We start from the raw sequence: 16,049 nt of genomic DNA, 5'->3' as shown, positions 1-16,049 counted from the left end.
AGCTGATAGAAACAGAAGCCACTGGAGCACCTCAAAAACACCATCATACACTAAATCAGTAAGTTGGCAGCATCACCAGAAAAAAAATAAAAGATTTCCCTACAGTGAAGATAGAGATGTGATTCGCCCTTTATGGGGAAAATGCCTGACCGGGCAGTAGATCACAGATGGGATAACATCCCGGTTATCCCCTGTTTGTTCTGCTTCAGGTTGCCGGAGCTCCAGGAACACGAGGCAATCGGCAAATTATGCGGCTTTTCCATTAACAGATTCGGCCACAAGAACAACACCGTGTTTGTTTCGATCAGGATGTTCACTCCAGATTTCTGATTCAGGAATACTTTCCCCATCATAGCAGATCCGATCACCATCAAACGAATAATACCGTGCGGAATCTGTATCTAAGATAAACACCTTAAAATTCGTTGAACGACGCGCTATATGCTGCCAGAGGGCTTTACCTCCTTCATATTGCTCGTTATCACTTAATAGTATAACGCCTGCTTTTGTGGCTATTGTTTCATAAACAAACGTAGCAAGGCTAACATCACGTACAGCGCCATCGACAACAATCCCTTCAATCTGAGCAACGTCCTGTTCTTCCCAGAATTTCCGGACAAACACCCCTTCAAGCTGTGAACGACGCTGAAGCTCCAGAGTGGCAACAACCTTATGGCGAATATCACCATCAATAACAGAAGGTGCAGCTTCGATTACCGCAGCGAACGGAGTCTTTGGATCCCAGATGATCTGGTAAAGCACACCCTGAATAGTTACTCCATCCAGTATCGAAAAACGACGAGCTACAGTAGCAGGGGAGTAAGACATTGGAATGACAGCCATTTTATGGCCTAAAATTTGAAAACATCAGTATCAATACTGACCTCATCAGTCTGAGCATATATTGATAAAGTTTTTATGTTTACACTCAATAAATACCTTGCCAAACAACTAATAGCGATGTCTACATTGCCATTCGACATGCTTACAATTTTTGTCAACAAGAAAGTGAATTTATATCAACGGTAAGAAGTAAACACGAGGACACCAAAACCAAATGTACACACTTTTGTGCTTTGTGTCCCCTGTGTGTACCCAAATGACAAACTGCAAGAAAATCTAGGCACACACTTATCTAACTTATTGATTTAAATGGTGCCGATAATAGGAGTCGAACCTACGACCTTCGCATTACGAATGCGCTGCTCTACCAACTGAGCTATATCGGCCCTGAAAGGACATGTTCACGAACGTGAATCACGGTGGACAAGGTTAAAACTAACCGGGCGATGCGTCAATGGCCTTGTGAATCAAATGGCTACTTTTGCATCACCCGGTTTTATTTATGCACGAATGGTGTAATCACCAATGCCGATCCACTTGTAGGTGGTCAGAGCTTCCAGCCCCATTGGGCCGCGCGCGTGGAGTTTTTGTGTGCTTACCGCAACTTCCGCCCCCAGACCAAACTGGCCGCCGTCGGTAAAACGCGTAGAGGCGTTAACGTAAACAGCGGAGGAATCCACTTCGTTGACAAAACGCTGGGCATTGCGCATATCGCGGGTCAGGATCGCATCGGAATGTTGCGTGCCGTGTTCACGAATATGGGCGATGGCATCGTCAAGATCGCTGACGATTTTGACGTTCAAGTCTAATGACAGGAACTCATCGTCATACTCTTCGGCTTTAACAGCCACCACCTTCGCGGGGCCTGCCTGCAACTGCGCCAGCGCAGTTGCGTCAGCGTGTAATGTCACGCCGCTTTCCGCCATTTGCTTGCTTAATGCGGGCAGGAAGCTATCTGCGATGTTTTTATTTACCAGCAACGTTTCTACCGTATTACACGTGCTCGGGCGCTGAGTTTTCGCGTTGACAATCACTTTCAATGCTTCAGCGATCTCTGCACTTTCATCAACGTAAATATGGCATACGCCTATACCACCTGTGATTACCGGAATCGTCGACTGCTCGCGGCACAGTTTATGCAACCCAGCCCCGCCGCGTGGGATCAGCATGTCGATGTATTTATCCATACGCAGCATTTCACTGACCAGTGCACGGTCAGGATTATCAATCGCCTGCACGGCACCCGCCGGTAATCCGCAGGAATTCAGAGCATCCTGAATCACCGCTACTGTTGCAGCATTAGTGCGGCAGGTTTCTTTACCGCCACGCAGAATCACCGCGTTACCGGTTTTCAGGCACAGTGAAGCAACATCAACCGTCACGTTCGGGCGCGCTTCATAAATCACGCCAATCACCCCCAGCGGCACGCGACGGCGTTCCAGACGCAGGCCGCTGTCCAGCACCCCGCCATCAATTACCTGCCCCACCGGATCGGCAAGGTTACACACCTGGCGCACATCATCGGCAATGCCTTTCAGCCGCGCGGGCGTCAACGCCAGACGATCAAGCATCGCGTCACTAAGACCATTGGCACGCGCGTCAGCAACATCCTGGGCGTTAGCATTGAGGATGCTTTCGCTTTGTGCTTCCAGTTCATCGGCGATTTTTTCCAGCACGCGATTTTTTTCGCGGCTGGAGAGTTGCGCTAATTTATACGAGGCTTGCTTCGCGGCAATGCCCATTTGTTCCAGCATCGGCCTGCTCCTTAACGGGTAATCATATCATCACGGTGAACGGCAACCGGGCCGTATTCATATCCCAGTATTGCATCAATTTCTTGCGAGTGGTGTCCGGCAATACGGCGTAATGCATCGCTGTTGTAACGACTAACGCCGTGGGCGATATCGCGACCTTCGAGGTTGCAAATGCGGATGACTTCACCACGCGAGAAATTGCCAGTCACGCTTTTAATGCCTTTCGGCAACAGGGAGCTGCCGCGTTCAAGAATGGCGGCGGTTGCCCCTTCATCTACCGTGATTTCACCCGCAGGCGGCGCACCGAAAATCCAACGTTTGCGGTTTTCAAGCGGAGTCGCCTGGGCATGGAACAGCGTACCGACGGAAATACCTTCCATCACATCACCAATGACACCCGGCTTACTGCCCGCGGCAATAATGGTGTCGATACCCGCACGGCAAGCCACGTCAGCGGCCTGCAATTTAGTGCTCATGCCGCCGGTTCCAAGACCTGAAACGCTGTCACCAGCAATCGCGCGCAGTGCGTCATCAATGCCGTACACATCTTTAATCAGTTCTGCCTGCGGATTGCTACGCGGGTCAGCGGTATACAAACCTTTTTGATCGGTCAGCAACAACAGTTTATCGGCACCTGCCAGAATCGCCGCCAGCGCCGAAAGGTTATCGTTATCGCCGACTTTAATCTCTGCAGTAGCGACAGCATCGTTCTCATTGATTACCGGAACGATGTTGTTATCGAGCAGCGCACGCAAGGTGTCGCGGGCGTTCAGGAAGCGTTCACGGTCTTCCATATCAGCACGAGTTAGCAGCATCTGCCCGACGTGAATGCCATAAATCGAAAACAGCTGTTCCCACAGTTGAATCAGTCGACTCTGCCCTACCGCCGCCAGAAGTTGTTTCGAGGCGATAGTCGCTGGCAGTTCCGGGTAACCCAGGTGCTCACGTCCGGCGGCAATCGCCCCCGACGTCACAATTACAATCCGATGCCCGGCGGCATGTAGCTGCGCGCACTGGCGAACAAGTTCAACGATATGGGCACGGTTCAGGCGGCGCGATCCGCCTGTTAGCACACTGGTGCCGAGTTTTACCACCAGCGTCTGGCTGTCACTCATGATTCTCTGCCATTCAATTTTAGGGAAAATGATATCAAACGAACGTTTTAGCAGGACTGTCGCCGGTTGCCAACCATCTGCAAGCAAAGCATGGCGTTTTGTTGCGCGGGATCAGCAAGCGTAGCGGCAGTTGTTTACGCTTTTATTACAGATTTAATAAATTACCACATTTTAAGAATATCATTAATCTGTAATATATCTTTAACAATCTCAGGTTAAAAACTTTCCTGTTTTCAACGGGGCTCTCCCGCTGAATATTCGCGCGTTAATTAAAATCAGGAATGAAAATGAAAAAGAGCACTCTGGCATTAGTGGTGATGGGCATTGTGGCATCGGCATCCGTACAGGCCGCAGAAATATATAACAAAGACGGTAATAAACTGGATATCTATGGCAAAGTTAAAGCCATGCATTATATGAGTGATAATGACAGTAAAGATGGCGACCAGAGTTATATCCGTTTTGGTTTTAAAGGCGAAACACAAATTAACGATCAACTGACCGGTTATGGTCGCTGGGAAGCAGAGTTTGCCGGAAATAAAGCAGAGAGTGATACTGCTCAGCAAAAAACGCGTCTTGCCTTTGCCGGGTTGAAATATAAAGATTTGGGTTCTTTCGACTATGGTCGTAACCTGGGGGCGCTGTATGACGTGGAAGCCTGGACCGATATGTTCCCGGAATTCGGCGGCGATTCCTCCGCGCAGACCGACAACTTTATGACCAAACGCGCCAGCGGTCTGGCAACGTATCGGAACACCGACTTCTTCGGCGTTATCGATGGTCTGAACTTAACCCTGCAATATCAAGGAAAAAACGAAAACCGCGACGTTAAAAAGCAAAACGGTGATGGCTTCGGCACGTCATTGACATATGACTTTGGCGGCAGCGATTTTGCCATTAGTGGGGCCTATACCAACTCCGATCGCACCAACGAGCAGAACCTGCAAAGCCGTGGCACGGGCAAGCGTGCAGAAGCATGGGCAACAGGCCTGAAATACGATGCCAATAATATTTACCTGGCAACTTTCTATTCTGAAACGCGTAAAATGACGCCAATCTCTGGCGGCTTTGCCAATAAGACGCAGAACTTTGAAGCAGTCGCTCAATACCAATTCGACTTTGGCCTGCGTCCATCGCTGGGTTATGTCTTATCGAAAGGGAAAGATATTGAGGGCATCGGTGATGAGGATCTGGTCAATTATATTGATGTCGGTGCTACATATTATTTCAACAAAAATATGTCAGCGTTTGTTGATTATAAAATCAACCAACTGGACAGCGATAACAAACTAAATATTAATAATGATGATATTGTCGCGGTTGGGATGACCTATCAGTTTTAATGGAGATTGCCGGATGCGGCGCATCCGGCACTTTTCACTCACGCGGTTAACTTCACCGGTTCATCACGAAAATCATCCGCCGGTTCCAGCTTCAGATTCAGTGTCGTCAGCAGTTCACGCAGCTTCTCATGAAACTCACGCAGGGTATGTTCCAGTCGCTCAACCACTTCGGCATCTTTTACCGGAACGTTCTTCCAGTCGCCTGCTTTATCGAACAGACCAAACTGGTAACTGTAAGTAAAACGGGATTCCTGCGCTTCAAGCTCCATCCACCAACCCCAGAACTCACGCACTTCCGGCGCTGGTTTCACGTTGACGCATACAGCCAGACAATCGAAAAAGAATCGATTATCTTCGCACTTACCTTCACGAATATAGGGGCCTAGTGCGGTAAATTTTTTGATCAATCTGCTCTTCGGGTGTCCACTCGGTAACGTCATTGCGATCTCCTGTTGTGATGCACCTGTTTTACCAAACTGGTAAAATTTAGCAAATTTTTAACACAATCGTTTTTCGATCCAGCTCGTGATTTCCTGAAGACCTTTGTCAAAATTCCGATACACCGGATTAAATGGAATCTCTAACAATTTACCATCAGCAGATGATGAGGTGATTAAGCGTGAGTCCTCTTCCGGGCTGAACGGATCGTTCTTCCAGTAGCCTGATAACATTGGCGTTGGGCAGCGACGGCCCAGCAATCCTTGCACTTTTAATGAATAACGATTCAGTTCCACACGCAACGCTTCATCGGAAGCATCATGCATCCCCAAACGACTCGCCAGAACGTCAAGATACATTTCCGGCACCTGTTGCTGGCACTTAAAATCACTCAACAGGGTATGAACTACCGGACCAAGACAAGCAACCGCTTTCAGACGCGGCGATTCAAGATATGCCAGACGCACAGCAACGTTAGCGCCAAAACGGAAACCAAAGGCCGCGACACGGGTGTGATCCACCCACGGGACGTTAGGCAGCGCCTTTAAGACGTGCTGATGCAACAGGCTGGAGTCCTGGGTGAGCTTCCATTTTGAAGAAAAGCCCACCGACGGCATATCAATAGTCAGCATCGCAATGCCGCGCGGGGCAAAATAACGTTCATACAGACTGTAATAATCCGTCTGCATCGCATCCAGACCACCACACATTAATACCGTCGGGAACGGGCCATCGCCTTTCGGCATATGCAAAAAGCCGGTGATGGGCGCACCGCCTGGTACGGTAAACTCCATCTGCCGCATCGTGCCCGGCAGACGTTGGGCGGCCTCTTCATAGGCACGGTTTGACAAAGCCTGCGCTTGCTCGGCCAGGTCATCCCCTTTCAGATGAGGATAGGCGGCAATGTTGTACAACGTGGCCGCATGCAGCCAGTGACGACCACTGAGTTGTGGATCTTCTTCCGCACAGGCTTTTTGTTGCCACACCATCGCCTGGGTGGCCCATTCATAAATCCAGTTGCCGCCGCGGTAGCCAATCACCGTATCGTATAAATCATCGTCGGTACGTTCAGCATCGCTCATCACAATACGCGCCTGAACGTCGAGGATTTCACGTGGGTCAATGCCGCGCCAGATCCACATCAGACGGTTTATCATGCGATACCAATGAGAGATGGTTTTACCATCAAGGGCCGACTGCACAGGCGGTTGTGCGCCGTGATTAAAGCGGCGGACTAGCGTCGAGGTTTCAGGATGTTTAAAGCGGGGTTTGAACAGGGTTTCGCTCAGGTTTGCCTGTGTCATGGATGCAGCCTCCAGAATACTTACTGGAAACTATTGTAACCTGCCTGAAGTTAAAAAGAACAACGCCCGGCAGTGCCAGGCGTTGAAAAGATTAGCGACCGGAGATTGGCGGGACGAATACGACGCCCATATCCCACGGCTGTTCAATCCAGGTATCTTGTGGGATATCAACAACATAATCATCAACCAGCGGACGACCTGCCGGTTTAGCGAAGATGGTGACAAAGTGCGCTTTTGGATACATTTCACGAATCGCAACCGCAGTACCGCCGGTATCCACCAGATCATCAATAACGATGAAGCCTTCGCCATCACCTTCTGCGCGTTTCAGCACTTTAAGCTCGCGCTGGTTGTCGTGATCGTAGCTGGAAATACAAACGGTATCGACATGACGAATACCCAGTTCACGCGCCAGTAACGCACCCGGTACCAGACCGCCACGGCTTACGGCAATAATGCCTTTCCATTGTTCAGAAGGCATCAGTCGGCTTGCGAGTTTACGTGCATGGATCTGCAACATGTCCCAGGTGACGATGTATTTTTCGCTCATGTGAAGTGTCCCAGCCTGTTTATCTACGGCTTAAAAAGTGTTCGAGGGGAAAATAGGTTGCGCGAGATTATAGAGATCTGACGCACTAAAAACCAGTATTTCACATGAGTCCGCGTCTTTTTACGCACAGCCTCTCCCTGACGCGGGATAAAGTGGTATTCTCAAACATATCTCGCAAGCCTGTCTTGTGTTGACAACATTTTCTGCTAACCCTGTGACCTGCAATACTGTTTTGCGGGTGATCGACAAGGAGACTTAACGTGTCTGAACTGTCTCAATTATCTCCACAGCCGCTGTGGGATATTTTTGCCAAAATCTGTTCTATTCCTCACCCGTCCTATCATGAAGAGCAACTCGCTGAATACATTGTTGGTTGGGCAAAAGAGAAAGGTTTCCATGTCGAACGCGATCAGGTGGGTAATATCCTGATTCGTAAACCTGCTACCGCAGGTATGGAAAATCGTAAACCAGTCGTCTTGCAGGCCCACCTCGATATGGTGCCGCAGAAAAATAACGATACCGTGCACGATTTCACTAAAGATCCTATCCAGCCTTATATTGATGGCGAATGGGTTAAAGCGCGCGGTACCACGCTGGGCGCGGATAACGGCATTGGTATGGCCTCTGCACTGGCGGTTCTGGCTGACGAAAACGTGGTTCACGGCCCGCTGGAAGTGCTGCTAACCATGACCGAAGAAGCCGGTATGGACGGGGCGTTCGGCTTACAGAGCAACTGGTTGCAGGCTGACATTCTGATTAACACCGACTCCGAAGAAGAAGGTGAAATCTACATGGGTTGTGCTGGGGGTATCGACTTCACCTCCAACCTGCATTTAGATCGTGAAGCCGTTCCGGCTGGTTTTGAAACCTTCAAATTAACCTTAAAAGGTCTGAAAGGCGGTCACTCCGGCGGTGAAATCCACGTTGGCCTGGGTAATGCCAACAAACTGCTGGTGCGCTTCCTGGCGGGTCATGCGGAAGAGCTGGACCTGCGCCTTATCGATTTCAACGGCGGCACACTGCGTAACGCCATCCCGCGTGAAGCCTTTGCGACCATCGCTGTCGCAGCTGATAAAGTCGACGCCCTGAAAACGCTGGTGAATACCTATCAGGACATCCTGAAAAACGAGCTGGCAGAGAAAGAGAAAAATCTGGCCTTGTTGCTGGACTCTGTTGCGAACGACAAAGCTGCCCTGATTGCGAAATCTCGCGATACCTTTATTCGTCTGCTGAACGCCACCCCGAACGGTGTGATCCGCAACTCCGACGTAGCAAAAGGCGTGGTTGAAACCTCACTGAACGTCGGTGTCGTGACCATGACCGACAACAACGTAGAAATTCACTGCCTGATCCGTTCTCTGATCGACAGCGGTAAAGACTACGTGGTGAGCATGCTGGATTCGCTGGGTAAACTGGCAGGCGCGAAAACCGAAGCGAAAGGCGCATATCCTGGCTGGCAGCCGGACGCTAACTCTCCGGTGATGCATCTGGTACGCGAAACCTATCAGCGTCTGTTCAACAAGACGCCGAACATCCAGATTATCCACGCGGGTCTGGAATGTGGCCTGTTTAAAAAGCCGTATCCGGAAATGGACATGGTTTCTATCGGGCCAACCATCACCGGTCCACACTCTCCGGATGAGCAAGTTCACATCGAAAGCGTAGGCCATTACTGGACACTGCTGACAGAACTGCTGAAAGAAATTCCGGCGAAGTAATTACAATAATGTCCACGCCTGCGGGCGTGGACTACTGTTTGAAGCCAATGGCTATCTATATCGAAATAACAAAACATTATGAAACTCATGAAAAGGTCGCATATTTATATAGCTGCGACCATATTTCATGGGGAGAATTTCTGATCACCAAAGAAAGTTTTGCGCTGGAATCCGTGAAAGAACTTAAAGGTGAAAAGCAGAATTTTTATATGTTCAGAGCCTGGGGCAAAGTCAGGAAAACATACTTAGCCACGGGAGAATTTCCCCAGGAAACATGTTACGCCGCTTAAAGTCAGAATCATTTTTTCACGCGTTTTACATTTACCATTTTAGCATTACGCCTGCACCACATGGCAATGGCGGCAGCTACTAATGCCAGTTCCAGTAAAAACGACCAGTGTAATAAAAAATTGAGCCACCACGGATGATGTACCGCCGTAATATGAAAGAGTGCAAAGGGTTGGTTAACGAAAGGCATCAACCACCAGATATCACCGACCAGCGTATCAAGCAACAAATGCACAATACCATTCAGGCAAAACACCACGCCCAGCCACGCCGGAAGTTTATTCTTCGCAATTGCGGCCCAGACTAATGTCGCCGCCAGCAGAGCAAACCATAATAATGGCCAATGAGACGGGTAAAGATGATGATGTCGTTGCCCGTTATCAACCAGATAGCACCAGAAAAGATCAAAATCGGGCGCAACGGCCCCAACTAAGCCAATAACCATCGCCCAGCGCGCATGACGAGCAATCAGTGGCAAGCGTTTCATTAAAGTACAAGTTATTAAATAACCAGCCGGAAGATGACCGATAAACATGACGAATCCTTTCGTTTTTACCGCCGCTTTCATATAGAAAACGGCGGGAGACATTCCTCAATTACACAGCAACAAAAGCCATCCCGGTAAATATCCGTCGCGGATTGCCACGTTCAATCTGGTGATGGAACATTCGCCGCTGCGATTTCAGCGCCGCACTATGTTCCTGTTGTTGCTGTTCCAGCTTCCAGGCAATCAGTAATCGCGCCAGCCGTTTGTTAGCATGCTGACTGCGCTCTGACTGAACCTTCACACTAATACCGGATGCCAGATGCGTGGCGCGCACAGCCGAGTCGGTTTTATTGACATGTTGACCGCCCGGCCCCGACGAACGCAGCGTCTCATAATGGATCGCATCGGATTGCTCCTGCTCATCAGCGGTAAAACGCCCAATGCCCAGAAACCAGTTTTTGCGCCCATGATGAGGCCGATACGGGCTTGGGCAAATCCACTGAATAGTGCCGCACCAACTTTCGCTTAATGCCCATGCGTTATCGCCATCCAGAGAAATCAGCGCCGAACGCAGCGTGTCAGAGTAGCGGCCCGTTTCTGTTTCCAGCACCGTTACCGCGACGTCTTGTCGGGTAGCTTCTTTAATCAACCTGTCCAGCGCCTTTTTCACTGCGAGACAACATTCTTCCGGTCCCTGAGCTGAGGAGAGTTGCAGCAAGATCATCCTTTTTTCCCTCCACTGTTTTTGAGCGTCAGCACCGGACGCAGTTGCGCGACAGGAATAATTAAACCGGCCTGCACCAGACATTGCACCACACTTTCAGCCGATTTATAGGCTTGTGGCGCTTCTTCAAAGATGAGTTGTTTATCGCGACAAATTACCCGGCTGCCAAGTTCAGTACGTGAGAGCTGCGTCGCTGTGTATTTCGCTGCCAGACGCCCTTTACACTCGGTGCGCCCCCATTTACGCCCTGCCCCATGCGCCAGCGAGTGGAGCGTTTTTTCGTTCGCAACAGGCTTAACCAGCCAGGAGTAATCACCGCGTGAACCGGGAATAATCACCAGACCGTTGTCATCCGGCGTAGCCCCTTTACGGTGTAACCATCCTTGTTGATCGCCGATTCGACATGCGCTAACAAAGTTATGCGCCACATCCAGAACCGAATTTCCGTTGGCCTTAACTTGTTGCATTATGCGCAAAGCGATCAGCTGGCGATTAATACGCGCAAACGCCAGCGCATCGTCATGTTCCGCAATATAACTTAGCGCGTCGTCACTGCCTTCAGGCAAACCATTATGCGAAAACGAGGCAATATGCCGCTGTAAAATAGACTGCCCTAAACCACGCGAGCCGCTATGGACCAGCAGTTGCAGATGCTGCGCATCCAGACCTGACAGTGCAAACAGTTCAGCGTCGATAATTTGATCAACTTGTTGCAGTTCTGCGAAGTGGTTTCCGCCACCGATAGAGCCAAGCGCGCAGCGCCACGGATGCTGTGCAAACGCTGACGGCAGGTTTTCCTCCAGCCAGCTTTCTTCAGCAACGTCATCCAGCGCAGATAATCGCTTTTCAAACTTATCGGCGTTGTATTTGCGCGCGAGAATATCTGTTTGCCATAGCGCCATGCCGCAGCCGATATCATTGCCGACCAGTGCCGGGTAAAAACGGCCTACGGAGAAGAACGCTGCGCCAATCGGATAGCCGCGTCCTGGGTGTAAATCTGGCATCCCTACTACGCGCTGCATGTTGGGTAAATTTGCCGTGATGTGTAATTGTTGGATCGCTGAACTCTCGATCCACAGGTCATCAGATGCGATGGTAAGTACCGCATCGGATAAGGGACGAATATATTTGCCCATGTATCATTCCATTTATACTCGTCATACTTCAAGTTGCATGTACTGCGACTCGAATTATTTAGAGTATATAAATATAAAAATCAGGAAATGGCAGACGAATCCAGGGCAAGAAAAAAAGAATTAATCCTGGAAAGGTCTGCAAAGAGTCATTGATAAAGGATTTTTCATGATTTACCTCCTTGCAGTTTGTGGAATAAGAAAACGCGCACATATTAGGCGGGCGTTATTTTCATTGCAAGCTGGATTTAGTGTTGCGGTTTATATCGCATATGAAAATTAGTAAACCACGCTCCCCGGCATTCAACGCGCTGCTGCTTAACTGTCTGAAAACCATAACGTTCAAAAAAGGGTTTTGCGGTTATGCTGGCGTCCACCGTAAGTTCGGATTCAGACTTAATCAAAGGTTTTAACAAAGCGCTGGCAACCCCACGGCGAGTATATTCAGGGTCAACAAATAACATATCGATATAATGTTCAATGCGGGAAATAAAACCAACCGATTGTGCATTAATGACTGCAACCCGCACTTGTGATTTCGCGAGTTTCTCTTTCCAGCGAGATTCGTCAATCTGCGCCCAGGCGGCAATTTGTTGTGGTGAATAATGCTGACTGGCGGTCATCGTAACCGCTCTAAGGAAAATAGCGCATAGTTGCTGAAAATCGCCAGGCTGATAGTTTCTTATTTGTATGTTATTCATAATCCCAACACCAGTTGTCTTTCCATTTGCGGATCCAGCAACGTCACATGCAGCCCCACCAGTCGCACACCGCGCCCGCCACGGCGTTCATCCCAGGTTTTACGCGCAGTGGCGATCAAGTCAGCTTTATTCAGCCGCGGCCAAACGTGTTCCTGAGTGGTTTGCTGAAAATCGTCGAACTTTAATTTCACCCCCTGGCGGGCAATCAGTAAATCAGGTTTTACCTTTGCCAGACGACGCTCCAGTTCAGGGTAAAGCCGCTCGATGATCGCTTCACATTCAGACCAGTGATGAATATCTTCCGCCATGGTGCGTTCTACACCGACGGATTTTCGCAACCTTTCGCTGTTAACGTCGCGCTCGTCAATCCCCTGACTACGCTCCCACAAAATGCGACCAAATTTGCCAAAGCGTTTAAGCAACGTCACCAGATCACACTTTTGTACATCGCCGCAGGTCCGCAGCCCCATCGCTTCCAGTTTTGCCGCCGAGACTTTGCCGACACCGGGAATTTTTGCCAGCGGTAAGGTTTGCAGAAATGCCGGAACTTCTGCCGGCGTAATCACAAACTGACCGTTGGGTTTATTCATGTCTGAGGCGATTTTGGCAAGAAACTTGACCGGCGCAATGCCCGCAGAGGCGGTAAGTTGCAGCTCGTTGAAAATCGTCTGACGGATTTCCTGAGCAATAAGGGTCGCAGAACCGTGGCAATGTACGCTGTCGGTGACGTCGAGATAAGCTTCATCCAGCGACAGCGGCTCAATACGCGATGTGTAGCGAGAGAAGATTTCGCGGATATGATTTGACGCTTCTTTGTAGGCGTCAAAGCGCCCTGGAAGCAAGGTGAGATGCGGACACAGTTTGAGCGCCATGCCGGTTGGCATTGCGCTACGCACGCCAAATTTACGCGCGGGATAATTGGCGGTGCTGATCACCCCCCGGCGTTCGCGGCTGCCGCCAATAGCAATAGGGATATCGCGCAGGGCGGGATTGTCGCGCATCTCCACCGCGGCGAAAAAGCAGTCCATATCCACATGAATGATTTTACGCATTGCTCACCTCTCAACACTGGTAAAGTATACAGTGATTTCAGGGTTTGAGAAATGCGTAAAGATTCAGCATTTAACGCGTTCGTTGCGAAAGCACCTGCTGCTTATCCAGCTTTTGCACCAGCGGCTGCACCACTTTATCGCCATGCTGACCAAAATATTGATACAACGTATCAGACGCGCTTTTGGTGAGCACCATAATCTCAATGCGCCGGTTACCCGCACTTTGCGGATTTTTCGCGTCCAGCAGCATCTGGTCCGCCATTGCGCTCACCTGCATCACTTTATCTTCCGGCATCCCGGCCTCTTCCAGCACCCGACGAGCCGAAAGCGCGCGGTCACCCGAAAGGTTCCAGTTGTTGTAGATATTGCTTTTATAGGCCATCGCATCGGTATGCCCGGTAATAATAATTTTGTTATCGAGCGAGTCGAATACCGGCGCGAGCTCCACCAGCAGCGTTTTAAAGAACGGCATAATCTTCGCGCTGCCGCGTTCAAACATATTGCGGTTCTGGTCATCTTTAATCAGCACGCGCAGTCCCTGGGGAACAATCTCCATCTCCAGATTGGCTTCCATATGCGCATCACGGGCGATGGTGTTGATACTGGTCGCCAGCTCGCCAAGCTCAGTGGCGGACTTCTTCTTCAGTAGCGTCGTTTTCTCGTTGACGTCACGCGCTTTTTTCTCCGTCTCTTCCGGCACCGCCACGGTGGCAGGTTTCAGCGGATGCGTCGGGCTGATTTTATTTAACGGCGATAGCCCGCCGCCATTGAAAATCGACTGCCCGTGCAGCGCGGCGATAATGCTTTCACGCTCAGATTTACTGACACTGTTGACAATCAACTTTATCGTCGTCACCAAAGGGGCCGAGCGTATTTCCGAGGTTTCTGCCCGCTTTACCCTGGACGCGATGCCCGGCAAGCAGATGGCGATTGACGCCGATCTTAACGCCGGGTTGATCAACCAGGCGCAGGCGCAAACCCGGCGTAAAGATGTTGCCAGCGAGGCCGATTTCTACGGTGCAATGGACGGGGCATCGAAGTTTGTGCGCGGGGATGCCATCGCCGGGATGATGATTCTGGCGATCAACCTGATCGGCGGCGTCTGTATCGGGATATTCAAATACAACCTGAGCGCCGATGCCGCCTTCCAGCAGTATGTGCTGATGACCATCGGCGACGGGCTGGTGGCGCAGATCCCATCCCTGCTGCTCTCTACCGCGGCAGCGATTATTGTCACCCGCGTCAGCGACAACGGCGATATCGCCCATGACGTGCGCCACCAGTTGCTGGCAAGCCCGTCGGTGCTCTACACCGCCACCGGGATTATGTTCGTGCTGGCGGTGGTGCCGGGAATGCCGCACTTCCCGTTTCTGATGTTCAGCGCCCTGCTTGGCTTTACCGGCTGGCGAATGAGCCAACGCCCGCAGGCGGCAGAAGCGGAAGAGAAAAGCCTCGAAACGCTGACCCGCACCATCACCGAAACCAGCGAGCAACAGGTCAGTTGGGAAACCATTCCGCTGATCGAGCCTATCAGTTTAAGCCTCGGTTACAAGCTGGTGGCGCTGGTGGACAAAGCGCAGGGCAACCCGCTCACCCAGCGGATTCGCGGCGTGCGGCAGGTGATTTCCGACGGCAACGGCGTGCTGCTACCGGAGATCCGCATTCGGGAAAACTTCCGCCTCAAGCCCAGCCAGTACGCCATTTTCATCAACGGCATTAAGGCTGATGAAGCGGATATTCCGGCGGATAAACTGATGGCCCTGCCCTCCAGTGAAACCTACGGCGAGATTGACGGCGTGCTGGGGAACGACCCGGCGTACGGGATGCCGGTGACCTGGATCCAGCCCGCGCAGAAAGCGAAAGCGCTGAATATGGGGTATCAGGTGATCGACAGCGCCAGCGTGATTGCTACCCATGTGAATAAGATTGTGCGCAGCTATATTCCTGATTTATTTAATTATGACGACATCACGCAGTTGCATAACCGTTTGTCGTCAATGGCACCGCGCCTGGCGGAGGATTTAAGCGCGGCGCTCAATTACAGCCAATTGCTGAAAGTGTACCGGGCGCTGCTGACCGAAGGCGTTTCCCTGCGCGATATCGTCACCATCGCCACCGTGCTGGTCGCCAGTAGCACCGTCACCAAAGATCATATTCTGCTGGCGGCCGATGTGCGCCTGGCACTGCGGCGCAGCATTACCCATCCGTTCGTTCGCAAGCAGGAGCTGACGGTGTATACGCTGAATAATGAGCTGGAAAATCTGCTGACCAATGTGGTGAATCAGGCGCAACAGGCTGGCAAAGTGATGCTCGACAGCGTGCCGGTTGACCCGAATATGCTCAACCAGTTCCAGAGCACGATGCCGCAGGTGAAGGAGCAGATGAAAGCGGCAGGGAAAGACCCGGTGCTGCTGGTGCCGCCGCAGCTGCGCCCGTTGCTGGCGCGTTATGCGAAGTTGTTTGCGCCGGGGTTGCATGTGCTGTCGTATAACGAAGTGCCGGACGAGCTGGAGTTAAAGATTATGGGGGCGTTGAGTTGATGGCTTTTAAGGGGCGCTGCACAACTGCCGGATGTGGCATAAATGCCTTATCCGGCAGT

The 16,049-nt window shown here is 50.8% G+C and carries 15 protein-coding genes, 1 tRNA gene and 1 pseudogene; 4 read left to right on the top strand and 13 right to left on the bottom strand.

Going from position 1 to position 16,049, the window contains the following annotated elements; translation table 11 throughout:
• Positions 1 to 246 precede the first annotated feature (246 nt).
• From K0335_RS17390 to proB, 4 genes are all read right to left on the bottom strand, one after another.
• On the bottom strand, positions 247 to 843 hold the full coding sequence (locus K0335_RS17390; protein WP_047643993.1) for a hypothetical protein: 597 nt from the start codon (positions 841 to 843) through the stop codon (positions 247 to 249).
• 310 nt (positions 844 to 1,153) lie between these two features.
• Positions 1,154 to 1,229, bottom strand: a tRNA-Thr gene (locus K0335_RS17385).
• A gap of 114 nt (positions 1,230 to 1,343) precedes the next feature.
• Positions 1,344 to 2,597 (bottom strand): glutamate-5-semialdehyde dehydrogenase, encoded by a 1,254-nt coding sequence (gene proA / locus K0335_RS17380; protein ID WP_104920529.1) that lies wholly within the window; start codon positions 2,595 to 2,597, stop codon positions 1,344 to 1,346.
• An 11-nt stretch (positions 2,598 to 2,608) separates the two neighbouring features.
• Positions 2,609 to 3,712 carry a glutamate 5-kinase gene (gene proB, locus K0335_RS17375; protein ID WP_001285288.1) on the bottom strand — a complete coding sequence of 368 codons (1,104 nt, stop codon included), beginning with the start codon at positions 3,710 to 3,712 and terminating at the stop codon, positions 2,609 to 2,611.
• Between the two features lie 287 nt (positions 3,713 to 3,999).
• Here proB and phoE point away from each other — a divergent pair, with 287 nt between their 5' ends.
• Positions 4,000 to 5,055, top strand: a complete 1,056-nt coding sequence (phoE, locus tag K0335_RS17370) for a phosphoporin PhoE (RefSeq protein WP_000749856.1) — start codon at positions 4,000 to 4,002, stop codon at positions 5,053 to 5,055.
• Positions 5,056 to 5,093: 38 nt separating this feature from the next.
• On the opposite strand, the gene crl is transcribed toward phoE, so the two are convergent.
• From crl to gpt, 3 genes are all read right to left on the bottom strand, one after another.
• Entirely contained in the window at positions 5,094 to 5,495 is a 402-nt protein-coding gene (gene crl / locus K0335_RS17365; protein WP_000174675.1) for a sigma factor-binding protein Crl, read from the bottom strand.
• Between the two features lie 57 nt (positions 5,496 to 5,552).
• The gene (gene frsA / locus K0335_RS17360) at positions 5,553 to 6,797 is read right to left on the bottom strand and encodes an esterase FrsA (protein WP_219393962.1); all 1,245 of its coding nucleotides are present in this window, start codon (positions 6,795 to 6,797) and stop codon (positions 5,553 to 5,555) included.
• Positions 6,798 to 6,888: 91 nt separating this feature from the next.
• Positions 6,889 to 7,347, bottom strand: coding sequence for a xanthine phosphoribosyltransferase (gpt, locus tag K0335_RS17355; RefSeq protein WP_001291990.1), 459 nt, complete (start codon positions 7,345 to 7,347; stop codon positions 6,889 to 6,891).
• 260 nt (positions 7,348 to 7,607) lie between these two features.
• On the opposite strand from gpt, the gene pepD reads away from it, so the two are divergent.
• Together pepD and K0335_RS17345 are read left to right on the top strand one after the other, a co-directional pair.
• The gene (gene pepD, locus K0335_RS17350; protein ID WP_001293012.1) at positions 7,608 to 9,065 is read left to right on the top strand and encodes a cytosol nonspecific dipeptidase; all 1,458 of its coding nucleotides are present in this window, start codon (positions 7,608 to 7,610) and stop codon (positions 9,063 to 9,065) included.
• Between the two features lie 8 nt (positions 9,066 to 9,073).
• Complete coding sequence (locus K0335_RS17345) at positions 9,074 to 9,355, top strand: hypothetical protein (protein ID WP_000106440.1); 282 nt, start codon at positions 9,074 to 9,076, stop codon at positions 9,353 to 9,355.
• Positions 9,356 to 9,363: 8 nt separating this feature from the next.
• On the opposite strand, the gene K0335_RS17340 is transcribed toward K0335_RS17345, so the two are convergent.
• From K0335_RS17340 to lafU, 6 genes are all read right to left on the bottom strand, one after another.
• Positions 9,364 to 9,888, bottom strand: coding sequence for a metal-dependent hydrolase (locus K0335_RS17340; protein ID WP_141095971.1), 525 nt, complete (start codon positions 9,886 to 9,888; stop codon positions 9,364 to 9,366).
• Between the two features lie 61 nt (positions 9,889 to 9,949).
• Positions 9,950 to 10,564, bottom strand: coding sequence for a peptide chain release factor H (gene prfH / locus K0335_RS17335; protein WP_104920531.1), 615 nt, complete (start codon positions 10,562 to 10,564; stop codon positions 9,950 to 9,952).
• Positions 10,561 to 11,700 carry an RNA ligase RtcB family protein gene (locus K0335_RS17330; protein WP_104920532.1) on the bottom strand — a complete coding sequence of 380 codons (1,140 nt, stop codon included), beginning with the start codon at positions 11,698 to 11,700 and terminating at the stop codon, positions 10,561 to 10,563. Before K0335_RS17330 ends, prfH begins: the two co-directional genes overlap by 4 nt.
• 245 nt (positions 11,701 to 11,945) lie before the next feature.
• Entirely contained in the window at positions 11,946 to 12,398 is a 453-nt protein-coding gene (locus K0335_RS17325; protein ID WP_104920533.1) for a GNAT family N-acetyltransferase, read from the bottom strand.
• Positions 12,395 to 13,450, bottom strand: a complete 1,056-nt coding sequence (gene dinB, locus K0335_RS17320) for a DNA polymerase IV (RefSeq protein WP_001226157.1) — start codon at positions 13,448 to 13,450, stop codon at positions 12,395 to 12,397. The genes K0335_RS17325 and dinB overlap by 4 nt, the downstream gene beginning before the upstream one ends.
• A 70-nt stretch (positions 13,451 to 13,520) precedes the next feature.
• Positions 13,521 to 14,306: a putative lateral flagellar export/assembly protein LafU gene (gene lafU / locus K0335_RS17315; protein ID WP_219393961.1), complete on the bottom strand. Its 786-nt coding sequence runs from the start codon at positions 14,304 to 14,306 to the stop codon at positions 13,521 to 13,523.
• On the opposite strand from lafU, the pseudogene K0335_RS17310 reads away from it, so the two are divergent.
• Positions 14,272 to 15,990 (top strand): annotated as a pseudogene (locus tag K0335_RS17310) (flagellar biosynthesis protein FlhA); the annotation flags it as partial. The gene lafU and the pseudogene K0335_RS17310 overlap by 35 nt on opposite strands.
• Positions 15,991 to 16,049: the final 59 nt, after the last annotated feature.

This window comes from Escherichia sp. GZ89 (assembly GCF_019366485.1).
In the GTDB taxonomy this organism is placed as follows: Bacteria; Pseudomonadota; Gammaproteobacteria; order Enterobacterales; family Enterobacteriaceae; genus Escherichia; species Escherichia fergusonii.
The sequence above is the reverse complement of the archived record's forward strand: the minus strand, read 5'-3'. Positions and strand labels throughout refer to the sequence as shown.

Excerpts from the sequence above, each read along its gene's own strand:
- prfH (WP_104920531.1), bottom strand. The coding sequence starts at position 10,564 with ATGATCTTGCTGCAACTCTCCTCAGCTCAGGGACCGGAAGAATGTTGT.
- frsA (WP_219393962.1), bottom strand. The coding sequence starts at position 6,797 with ATGACACAGGCAAACCTGAGCGAAACCCTGTTCAAACCCCGCTTTAAA.
- dinB (WP_001226157.1), bottom strand. The coding sequence starts at position 13,450 with ATGCGTAAAATCATTCATGTGGATATGGACTGCTTTTTCGCCGCGGTG.
- proA (WP_104920529.1), bottom strand. The coding sequence starts at position 2,597 with ATGCTGGAACAAATGGGCATTGCCGCGAAGCAAGCCTCGTATAAATTA.
- K0335_RS17345 (WP_000106440.1), top strand. The coding sequence starts at position 9,074 with ATGTCCACGCCTGCGGGCGTGGACTACTGTTTGAAGCCAATGGCTATC.
- phoE (WP_000749856.1), top strand. The coding sequence starts at position 4,000 with ATGAAAAAGAGCACTCTGGCATTAGTGGTGATGGGCATTGTGGCATCG.
- proB (WP_001285288.1), bottom strand. The coding sequence starts at position 3,712 with ATGAGTGACAGCCAGACGCTGGTGGTAAAACTCGGCACCAGTGTGCTA.
- gpt (WP_001291990.1), bottom strand. The coding sequence starts at position 7,347 with ATGAGCGAAAAATACATCGTCACCTGGGACATGTTGCAGATCCATGCA.
- K0335_RS17390 (WP_047643993.1), bottom strand. The coding sequence starts at position 843 with ATGGCTGTCATTCCAATGTCTTACTCCCCTGCTACTGTAGCTCGTCGT.
- K0335_RS17325 (WP_104920533.1), bottom strand. The coding sequence starts at position 12,398 with ATGAATAACATACAAATAAGAAACTATCAGCCTGGCGATTTTCAGCAA.
- K0335_RS17340 (WP_141095971.1), bottom strand. The coding sequence starts at position 9,888 with ATGTTTATCGGTCATCTTCCGGCTGGTTATTTAATAACTTGTACTTTA.
- K0335_RS17330 (WP_104920532.1), bottom strand. The coding sequence starts at position 11,700 with ATGGGCAAATATATTCGTCCCTTATCCGATGCGGTACTTACCATCGCA.
- crl (WP_000174675.1), bottom strand. The coding sequence starts at position 5,495 with ATGACGTTACCGAGTGGACACCCGAAGAGCAGATTGATCAAAAAATTT.